Genomic DNA, 8,895 nt, shown 5'->3' with positions numbered 1-8,895 from the left:
CCTCAAATTCCTTGGACACGTACTTCGACCTAATGTTCAGCCGCTACAGGTTTGTGCCTGACGTGGCGTTTTAACAGTTTTTCAGGATCGACTATTTATACGTGGAACTCATGCGGGCAGGATTTCCGACGGTCATCATCCCGGTGGAGGATCGGGCCGCCTATTACGAGAATCTGGACAAGGCGGGGAAGGACATGGATTATGGCCCATTTGTCCAGCAGCTTGGCCAGCTGGTCGAACGAAGTTTCGAGCCATACTGGTATCTGCTCGGCATAGCCTAGCCGTTAAACACAACAACGAACGAAAAGCCCTGGAGTCACAAGCTTCAGGGCTTTTCGTATTTGGAGGACTTCATGATCGATACACGGGCCGTGATGCGCTCGCTGCCATTGGTGGCCAGCGTGCTCGGCGAGAAAATACGGGGTGAAGGTCGAGATGGGTGGGGCGGATGCCAATACATTTGGTAAAAATAATTAAGTTGCACAAAACGTACATGTTTTGTGCAACTATTGATCTTTCTAAATGCCAAGCTCCGTTCGCGCACGCTCGATTCCTTTCTTCTGAACTTCGAGGTCAGGGCTTCTCTCGGAGTTATGGATCGCGCTACGGATCAGTGCATCGATTTTTTCCCGCCCGCTGGGTGATTTTGCCGCTTCCCTGGGTGTCTGCCCGTCAAGGATTGGAAGAGGGGTATCGACCCATTGACCCCAGTGATCGAGAAACATGTTTTCCATGTGCTCCCTGATCGCAGGGTCTTGCATCATCTTGTTGTGGAAACCAAGCGGGTCTTCATCGTCTTCGGCGCGCTCTCCGGCGGCACGCATGGGCTTTATGCTTGTGGTTTTGTAGTGCGCCTTGTCGCCCATCACGTTCTGAATGATTTCCCGGATTTCAGCCGCTCTTTTTTCCGAGTTCACTTCGACGGTCATGGATTCACTTTCAATGTCAATGTAGCCGAGGATGGTGTTCGACATTGTCGTGGTTTTCGCTGTTTCAAGGCGACCCCAGGGGATTGTCACGCAAACAAGTTCGCCGTTCTCGGTGTAGTCGGCGTTTTCAAGAAGCTGCTCTGGCGATTCCGTCACGCAGAGATGGACCAGGGCGTCAAAGGCATCTTTGGGGCTTGAGATGCGGTAGTGAAGCGTTTGCGGGGATAGAGGATCGCCATCCGTGTTCGACAAAGACGGAGGGTTGTTGGCCGCCGCGTACAATTCCAGAAAAACTTGACGAATCTCAAATTCGTATTCTGACAGATCCTCCGCCGAGAGCGCATTTTTCTGGCCTATCAGGGATGTGCGCAGGTCAATGATATGCGCTTTCCATGGCAGCGGGAAGGATATGGGGCTCGCAGCAGAAAGAAATTCTACGTCGTCGACCCTGGAGATGGCACAAAACAAGATGGACCCTTGAGCCAGCCACTCCGAGGCGCTGTGATCGGTGACCTTGTGCGAACTGCCGGTGAGAATGTCGATGCAGGCGAAGCCGTTGCCGGGGAATACGCTCGTTACTTCGTAGAAAGAAAAGACCAGACGGCCCACGGATTCAAGGACGTGAAGTTCCAGGCTGTCGATCTTGTTTGATCGTTTTTGGCGGTAGAGTTCCGCGATCGTGGTGTCGGCGGGGAGGGTAATTTCAAAGTCGAGTTCTTCGATGTCAGGCAGCGTCAGATCCCAGCTACAGAGAATCCAAGGCACCATCACCTGTGAGAGATCATCGATGGTGTCCTCGTTATCGAGTTCATCGCCCCAAAGCAGGAATGTGTCGATGGCCTCGTCCATGCCATCTGCTTCAAGTGTGTTTTGCGCAAAGGTCATGAGCTTGCCGGTCAGGCTTTGGAAGGTCTGGCTGATTCTTCGGTAGGAAAAATCCTGACTTTCTTCCTTGGGCAGGCAACATTTCTTGTATTTCTGTCCACTGCCGCAAGGGCATGGGGCGTTTCGGGATATTTTCACAGCAGGTCATCTCACTGAAAGAATTTTTTCGACATCAAGCCATCTTCTGATTCAACCCCTACGATTATTCGTCATTTTTCACAATCTGAACTCACAAGGCTTGTTCGGCAAGGATTGCGACACATTGTCTCGAACGTGATGGCCGCGTCAGCCTGACTGGACGGACGTGTTGTCATTTTCATTCTATTTTACTTTTTCCGCCTCCTCGATCATCTTTAGGTAGATATCCTCAATATTGCTCAGACATGCTCTACGCATTTGTTCTTCTTTTTCGCCATTCATGGTGAAAGACTGAAGAGCATCGATTGATCTGCGGCTCCATACGATGGCCGTTTCGATGTCCTCTTCGATGAATGGAGGACTGCACTCGTCCGTCGGATCACTTTCGAGTATCGTATAAAGGCTTATTGCAGCCACCGGCTGGCTTGGAATCTTGCGCGCAACAGAGAATTGCCAGATCAGGCTGAAAGCCGCTTCGGATTCTTTTCGTGTCGCAACTAAAATATCTGTGTTTGCAAAAATATCTTTGCAGGCTTGATGCACAATGTACTCGAATTTTTTTTCCTCGATGGTCTCGTTCTCAAAATGTTTATCCGCGAATGCTGGAAGCGCCATGAACATGAGTAACGATGCGAGGATCAAAGATAAGTGCTTCACGTTCCTATCTCACTTCAAGAGTGGTTTCGCCGCTTCTGACAATGGCTTTTCGAACTTCGCGGCTCAAGACTATGCACCCTTTGGATGCGGTGCCCAAGGCGCCTGCCTTGTCTCCGTGAATTCTGAAATGGGTTCTTCCGTGCGCAGAGTGGCCGACAGGACTGAGTTTCAGCACGAAAGGTCCCAGAGTGGCGCTGTCGTAATGGTCGGGATTGATGCGCCATGTGCCGCGGGGAATCGGGCCGGAATCGACTATCGCTTCGGATCTTGGCTCATTCTTGTGGACTCCGCGCCCGCTGTATCCCTGATAATCTTCTCCACCGGGACCGACGATTTTGCCTGATCTTTGATTGTAATGCCATGGCATGGTTGATTCTCCTTGATTGGCGTTTTGGTTTTCAAAGTTTGAACCGTGCCAGATTTCAGAGGCCGGGGATATTGGGGGGAATCTGTATCGCTTCGAGGCGTTCCGACGCGCCCCCTGCGGGCGAGTTCTTCAGGCAGCGTCTTGTTCCCGTTTGTGTCGGCGATAGGCAGGAATTTTCACGGCAGGTATCCCGCGAAGGACCGACAACGAAACCGAGCGGTATCGCGGGTGCAACGTCAGCATCTCAGGTGTTGGGGGCTGTCAAACGGCATTGCAAAGTCAGGTCAAGAAACTCGGTTTGATATCCGTCGCATGAGCAGGCGCGTCGGGAAAAACAGGGCCGGGCCGACCAAGGCCCAGGCGCTGATCCAGCCGAGTATCGCGTGGAGAAGGGGGATACCGAGAATGGCGAATGAGCCGATTGGATCCGTAAATACGATTCTTATGATGTCGGGAACCGTTGTCTCGAAATGTTCGACGCCAAGGATCGTTTCGCCCACGCGCAGGAAGGGGATCATGAGGGCGTATTGAAACGGGGTGAACACCAGTGAGATGCCGCTTGTGATCGCTTTGTTGCATTTGAACGACCACGAAAGAATGAGGGCCATGATCGGGTTTGTGCCGATCTGGGGCCAGGTGGAAGATACCAGCCCGACGATGACCGCCAAGGCTACGCGCTCCGGCGAAACGCCCAGTTTCAACTCTCGCAGAACAGGGCCTCGCACCCTGGTTCGCCACAGACGTATGGGCCATATGGGAGGTTTTGGTTCAGAATTCAGCGTGATATCCTCTTGTTTGATGGCACAGCAACAAGGATGGCGAGAATGCCGAAAAGGGTGATTTTTCGAGTCTCACGATGTTCGATTTGTTCTCTTATTCGGTTTATCTTGTCTGCAGACCGAGTAGTTTTCTTCGCAATTCCGGCTTCTGTGTCTTTTCGTTCAGCCAAATTCCAAAAAACCAGTCGGCAAACGCAGGGTCCGTTATGGTTCCTGCAATCTGATCGTTATTATAGAAAATTGTCTCGCCTTTATCGTTTCGTACTCCGATCAGTTTAGAGCCTTTGTCAACATCAGGGAATATCATCAGCATGCGTCTATACCAGTCATCAAGGATTTCCTCATCTGAGAATCCGAGATCCCGAATTGCTTCCGCAGAGGTTTTTGCTATCTCAGCGCCTTTTATTTCGCGGAGGTAGGATATGGAGAGTGCGTAGGGCTCATGGGCGCTCCACTGCGCTTTGGGAGCATACAGCGTTGCGTCGTAAACATTCCAAAAAAGGAAGGTGAGTCTGCCTGAGCCGACTTGCTGAGCTTGCGGAACATACCGGGAGATTGTGTTTGTGTCCGCCTGGGCATTGGATATTACCAAGACGATGAGAGCACAGATTGGAAAAATAATTTTTCTGCACATAGTATTTAACCTGAATCCTGCAATTATGCGATTTTGTCATCAAGTAAAATATTGGACATCATCTAAGATTTGTCATTTTCCACAAAAAGCGGGGCATTCGAGACTAATCTGCAAGAGATTCGAACGTCCGTTCCGTTTCTCAGGTTCCATGTTCCGTTGGTTATATCGGGACGACAGGCGAAGTCGTATGCACTCAAGAAAATGATAATGCGACACAATTCTATCAAGTCAACCGAGATGCAACAACTGGCCAAAGGCCAACAAGGTCCGCCGTCCAGTCCCGAAGGTGGTCGGAGTGGGGACGGTCACGATTTCAGACGTGGCAGTGGATGGACTTCATGCTCCTGGCGGGATAAATTGAAGCGTGACGGTCGTATTTCGGGCATATCGTTCAGCAGGGCGGCACACTGCCCTGTTTCGGAAATGCAGCCAAGGTGTCGATTGAGTCTGTTTTTGCAGTAGTCCGGAACAAAGGGGAGATCATGATTTTGGTTGCGATTTCAGGAAACGGGTTTTGGCATGAGGCATGAACCGAACGGTCTGCAGGCCCCGGATAGGCCCTGGCGCTCCAGATTGCACGAGGTGATCTTCGAGGCGGACACCTTTGCCGGCAAGGCCTTCGACCTGATCCTCATTCTGAGCATCGCCCTGTCCGTGCTGGCTGTGGTTCTTGACAGCGTGGCCTCGGTACATGCCCGCTGGGGCGACGAACTTCTGATCGCGGAATGGGCGTTCACCGTGCTCTTCAGCATCGAGTACGCCCTGCGCATCGTGTCGGTCCGCAAACCCTTCAGATACGTGTGGAGTTTTTTCGGCATGGTGGACCTGCTGGCCATCCTGCCGACCTACATCTCCCTGGTGGTGCCTGGGAGCCAGTATCTGCTGGTCATCCGGGTGCTGCGCGTGCTCCGAATCTTCCGGGTCCTCAAGCTGGCCAACTATCTGAACGAGGCCAGGCAACTGACTGCCGCCATGCGCAGCAGTCGGCGCAAGATCACGGTGTTCCTGTTCACGGTGCTGACGCTGGTCGTCGTCCTGGGTTCGCTCATGTACATGATCGAGGGCGAGGAATCGGGTTTCACATCCATCCCCCAGTCCGTGTATTGGGCCATCGTGACTCTGACCACGGTGGGTTATGGAGACATTTCTCCGATCACACCCCTTGGAAAAGCTCTGGCCGCCGTGGTCATGATTCTTGGTTACGGCATCATTGCGGTCCCGACCGGAATCGTCACGGTGGAGCTTTCCCGTGCTTCCGCAGGGCGCATTTCGACCCAGGCCTGCGAGTTATGCGGGGCGGAAGGGCATGACTCCGACGCGGCTTACTGCAAACACTGCGGCGCGAGGCTCTGACTTTTCCTCCATCCGCACCTCCTGCTTTCGCCTTGCCGTGTCCGCCGGTTTCAGGTCGCAGCGGTTCCAGGCGAACTTTCGGAGCCGCAAAGGAGTCCGCCGTCCTGCTCCACTTTTTCGATGTCGAGGTGAAGTCCTCGAATTCGGATATGAACTGCCGGCGGCCAAGCGGTTCACAATCGCCTCCCTCGTGATCTTCAGAGGATGCCTGCTTTTCGTAATGGACTGAATGCGGTATGTTCATGTTGGTCCGTGATTCATGAACATTGCAACAGGTCGGGAGTCGTCATGGCCATACTCGCGCTTGAGATTTTCGTTATCTTCCTGCTCATAGCGGTCAACGGCGTCTTCTCCATGTCCGAAATCGCCGTCCTGACATCCAAGCGGCATGTGCTTCGGCGGGAGGCCAAAAGTGGGAACGTTCGGGCGCGTCTGGTGCTGGGCCTGGCCGGTCATCCCGAGAAATTCATGTCCGCCGTGCAGGTAGGCATCACCCTCATCGGCATATTCACCGGCGTTTTCAGCGGCGCCACGATTTCAGGGGTGTTGTCCTTGAGAATCGCCGAGGCGTTCGATGTGTCCGCCGAGGTGTCCGAGACCGCCGCCGTCTTCATCACGGTCTCCGTGATTACCTATTTCACGCTCATATTCGGCGAACTTCTGCCCAAGAAGCTCGCCCTCTCCAATCCCGACCGCTGGTCCAAGGCCATTGCGCCCGTCATCACGTTCGTTCAGGCCGTGGCCCATCCCGTCGTGGTGCTCGTGTCCCGAAATGTGCACCTCCTCGCGAGGCTACTTGGGATTGGCGAAGGCAGAAGCGGGCTGACGGAAGAGGACTTCAGATCGGTCATTGACGAGGCTCGGGTCAGGGGCATCATTGAACCGCAGGAAAAGGACATGCTCAACCGCGTCATGCACTTCGCGGATCAGCGTGTTTCGGCAGTCATGACGCATCGGTCGCGTGTGGTGCAGATCGACGTGGCCGACGGCGAGCAGAGGAATGCCGAGGTCCTGCGCCAGGCAAACCACTCGAATTATCCGGTGGTGGACGGTTCGGCGGACAATCTGATCGGCTTCGTGAGCGTGAAGGACCTCTACGCAAAGAGCCTCAGCGGACAGAGCATCCGTAGCGTGCTCCAGGAACCGATATTCATCCCGGAAACGTTTTCGGCCATGTCCCTCTTGAGCGCGTTCAAGGAAACCGGAAACAAGATCGCCATCGTGGTCGACGAATATGGCGACATCCAAGGGCTCGTCACCCTGACGGACATCCTGGAATCCCTTGTCGGCGAGATCAGGGAGGACGCCCTGGAGGTTCCGCTCATTGCCGGACGCGAAGACGGTTCATGGCTGGTGGACGCCCACGCGCCGCTCTATGACGTCTTTCACAGGCTGGGCATCGACGTGCCGACGGCTCAGTCCTTTCCGGGAATCAACACCATCAGCGGATTCATTCTGCATCATCTCGGCGATATACCCAGTGAGTCGCAGTTTTTTACCTACCACGGGTTCAGATTCGAAATCGTGGACATGGACGGGCAACGGCTCGACAAGATTCTCATTTCCCGGCTTGAAGGAGACGATCCTGCTGGGTCGTGATGGCGGCAGTTGTCGGTTCGACTTGCCGGATGGCCATTGAAAACCAGGCCCTTTTTCATGCGGCAAAATCAATGTTCCGGCGGAGGCTGTGGACTTGGCCGTCCGGGGCGATAATCTTCATTTTTGGCTCTGAAGACAGTTTTGTTCCTTGCTAATGTGGCATGTCTTCGCATTTATCCGGCATTGCTCTTTCCCGATGTCAGTTTTCAAATCCAATATATTGAAATAAAGTACTTTATTTTTAAGGCTGAGGGGCTTGTGCGGACCGGCTGTGTTGGCACGATTCCGGAAAAGGAATTTTCCAATGGAACGTGACATCATCGGTCATCACAACGCACAAGGGGGATATATGGCTAATCGACCGCTCGGCCTGGTCAGGGACATGCTCGCGGGCATGGGGCTGGGGCTTACGTATGCGTATGAGGATCTGGTGTTTGTAGAGCACAACGCCTTTCTGTTGCAGTTCGGGGACACGGATGAAAGCGTGGGGCTGCATGTCAATGCGGACTGCCCGGATGACCAGTTGGCAAGCCTTGTGGCCAAAGCGGTGCGTGCCGGAGCGGGCGTGGGGCTGACGGTGGCCATGCGCGGCCGCTACGAGATCCGGGCCAATGACTCGGACGGGACGTTTTCCGTGAATTTCCACTGATATCGGCCGCCTTCCCACGCCCTGCGATTAATTCGGCCGTTCGTTCCTGCGGCGGCGCTGCGCCTGAACGGTCGGCCGGATTGCGCGCCGGCTTGTGTCTTTCAAGGATGCGAACTATGTCCTCGGGCTTCACGGCCCGGGGCCTGTTGCGTGCGGCCTTGACCGGGTCATCCTTTTCTTGCGCAGGATCGACATGGGATACTATCTGACAATCGGAGCCGTTCTGGGGCTGTCCGCCGGGTTCGCGCCGGGACCGCTGCTTACGCTGGTCATTTCGGAAACGCTCCGGCACGGCATCAGGTCCGGGATCAGGGTCGCCCTTGCCCCCATCATCACCGATTTTCCGATCATCCTTCTGACGCTCCTCGTGCTTTCGAAGCTGTCGGCTTTTCACGGCATCCTTGGAATCATCTCCATCGCAGGAGGCGTTTTCATACTGTTCATGGGGTATGAAAGCGTGCGCGCCAAGGGCTTCGATCTTCAGCTTCCAAGTGCTGAGAAGCGGTCGCTGCGCAAGGGCATTCTGGCCAACATGCTGAGTCCGCACCCCTATCTTTTCTGGTTCAGCGTAGGGGCGCCGACGATGACGAAGGCCCTGGTGCAGGGCCCCTGGGCTCCGGCGGCGTTTGTGGCGGGCTTCTACGCCTGTCTGATCGGGGCCAAAATCGCCCTGGCCATTCTTGTCGGCTCGTCGAGGTCCTTTTTCAGGGGCGCGGTGTATGTCTGGACCATGCGCGCGCTCGGCTTCGTGCTGATCGCCTTGGCGCTGCTGCTTTTCCGTGACGGGCTCAGGCTGCTTGGTTTCGGTGGCGCGTTGTTTTGAGGTTCCGGAGGGCTCGGGCATTGGCAAAGAGGCGCAACGCGCGGCCTGAGCCTTGATGGAGTGAATTTTAGATGAATTTTCG

At 54.5% G+C, this 8,895-nt stretch carries 10 protein-coding genes and 1 pseudogene; 5 read left to right on the top strand and 6 right to left on the bottom strand.

Going from position 1 to position 8,895, the window contains the following annotated elements:
* Positions 1-101 precede the first annotated feature (101 nt).
* Entirely contained in the window at positions 102-281 is a 180-nt protein-coding gene (locus BMZ24_RS18335) for a hypothetical protein (RefSeq protein WP_244150420.1), read from the top strand.
* 237 nt (positions 282-518) lie between these two features.
* On the opposite strand, the gene BMZ24_RS18330 is transcribed toward BMZ24_RS18335, so the two are convergent.
* The 6 genes and pseudogenes from BMZ24_RS18330 to BMZ24_RS18310 form a co-directional block, all read right to left on the bottom strand.
* A complete protein-coding gene (locus BMZ24_RS18330) occupies positions 519-1,814 on the bottom strand; it encodes a hypothetical protein (RefSeq protein WP_244150419.1) in 1,296 nt (431 codons plus the stop codon).
* A gap of 69 nt (positions 1,815-1,883) precedes the next feature.
* Positions 1,884-1,952 (bottom strand): annotated as a pseudogene (locus BMZ24_RS20560) (SEC-C metal-binding domain-containing protein); the annotation flags it as partial.
* 183 nt (positions 1,953-2,135) lie between these two features.
* Positions 2,136-2,609, bottom strand: coding sequence for a hypothetical protein (locus BMZ24_RS18325; RefSeq protein WP_092194372.1), 474 nt, complete (start codon positions 2,607-2,609; stop codon positions 2,136-2,138).
* Between the two features lie 4 nt (positions 2,610-2,613).
* Entirely contained in the window at positions 2,614-2,976 is a 363-nt protein-coding gene (locus BMZ24_RS18320) for a tlde1 domain-containing protein (RefSeq protein WP_092194370.1), read from the bottom strand.
* Positions 2,977-3,260: 284 nt separating this feature from the next.
* A complete protein-coding gene (locus tag BMZ24_RS18315; protein ID WP_279625559.1) occupies positions 3,261-3,701 on the bottom strand; it encodes a DUF2062 domain-containing protein in 441 nt (146 codons plus the stop codon).
* A gap of 157 nt (positions 3,702-3,858) precedes the next feature.
* The gene (locus BMZ24_RS18310) at positions 3,859-4,389 is read right to left on the bottom strand and encodes a chalcone isomerase family protein (protein ID WP_092194366.1); all 531 of its coding nucleotides are present in this window, start codon (positions 4,387-4,389) and stop codon (positions 3,859-3,861) included.
* A 519-nt stretch (positions 4,390-4,908) separates the two neighbouring features.
* Between BMZ24_RS18310 and BMZ24_RS18305 the strand changes: the two genes are divergently transcribed.
* The 4 genes from BMZ24_RS18305 (at position 4,909) to BMZ24_RS18290 (ending at position 8,813) form a co-directional block, all read left to right on the top strand.
* Positions 4,909-5,742, top strand: a complete 834-nt coding sequence (locus tag BMZ24_RS18305) for an ion transporter (protein ID WP_092194364.1) — start codon at positions 4,909-4,911, stop codon at positions 5,740-5,742.
* A 288-nt stretch (positions 5,743-6,030) separates the two neighbouring features.
* Entirely contained in the window at positions 6,031-7,341 is a 1,311-nt protein-coding gene (locus BMZ24_RS18300) for a hemolysin family protein (RefSeq protein ID WP_161949239.1), read from the top strand.
* Between the two features lie 349 nt (positions 7,342-7,690).
* Positions 7,691-7,990, top strand: a complete 300-nt coding sequence (locus tag BMZ24_RS18295; protein WP_143077956.1) for a hypothetical protein — start codon at positions 7,691-7,693, stop codon at positions 7,988-7,990.
* 193 nt (positions 7,991-8,183) lie between these two features.
* Positions 8,184-8,813 (top strand): LysE family translocator, encoded by a 630-nt coding sequence (locus BMZ24_RS18290; protein WP_092194378.1) that lies wholly within the window; start codon positions 8,184-8,186, stop codon positions 8,811-8,813.
* The last annotated feature ends 82 nt before the right edge of the window (positions 8,814-8,895 follow it).

Origin of the sequence: Desulfomicrobium norvegicum, from assembly GCF_900114595.1 — a bacterium.
Taxonomy (GTDB): domain Bacteria; phylum Desulfobacterota; class Desulfovibrionia; order Desulfovibrionales; family Desulfomicrobiaceae; genus Desulfomicrobium; species Desulfomicrobium macestii.
Note: the sequence above shows the minus strand (reverse complement) of the source record. Positions and strands in the feature narration are given on the sequence as shown.

Coding starts and splice junctions, on each gene's coding strand:
- BMZ24_RS18290 (WP_092194378.1), top strand. CDS start 8,184: ATGGGATACTATCTGACAATCGGAGCCGTTCTGGGGCTGTCCGCCGGG.
- BMZ24_RS18330 (WP_244150419.1), bottom strand. CDS start 1,814: ATGACCTTTGCGCAAAACACACTTGAAGCAGATGGCATGGACGAGGCC.
- BMZ24_RS18310 (WP_092194366.1), bottom strand. CDS start 4,389: ATGTGCAGAAAAATTATTTTTCCAATCTGTGCTCTCATCGTCTTGGTA.
- BMZ24_RS18305 (WP_092194364.1), top strand. CDS start 4,909: ATGAGGCATGAACCGAACGGTCTGCAGGCCCCGGATAGGCCCTGGCGC.
- BMZ24_RS18300 (WP_161949239.1), top strand. CDS start 6,031: ATGGCCATACTCGCGCTTGAGATTTTCGTTATCTTCCTGCTCATAGCG.
- BMZ24_RS18295 (WP_143077956.1), top strand. CDS start 7,691: ATGGCTAATCGACCGCTCGGCCTGGTCAGGGACATGCTCGCGGGCATG.
- BMZ24_RS18320 (WP_092194370.1), bottom strand. CDS start 2,976: ATGCCATGGCATTACAATCAAAGATCAGGCAAAATCGTCGGTCCCGGT.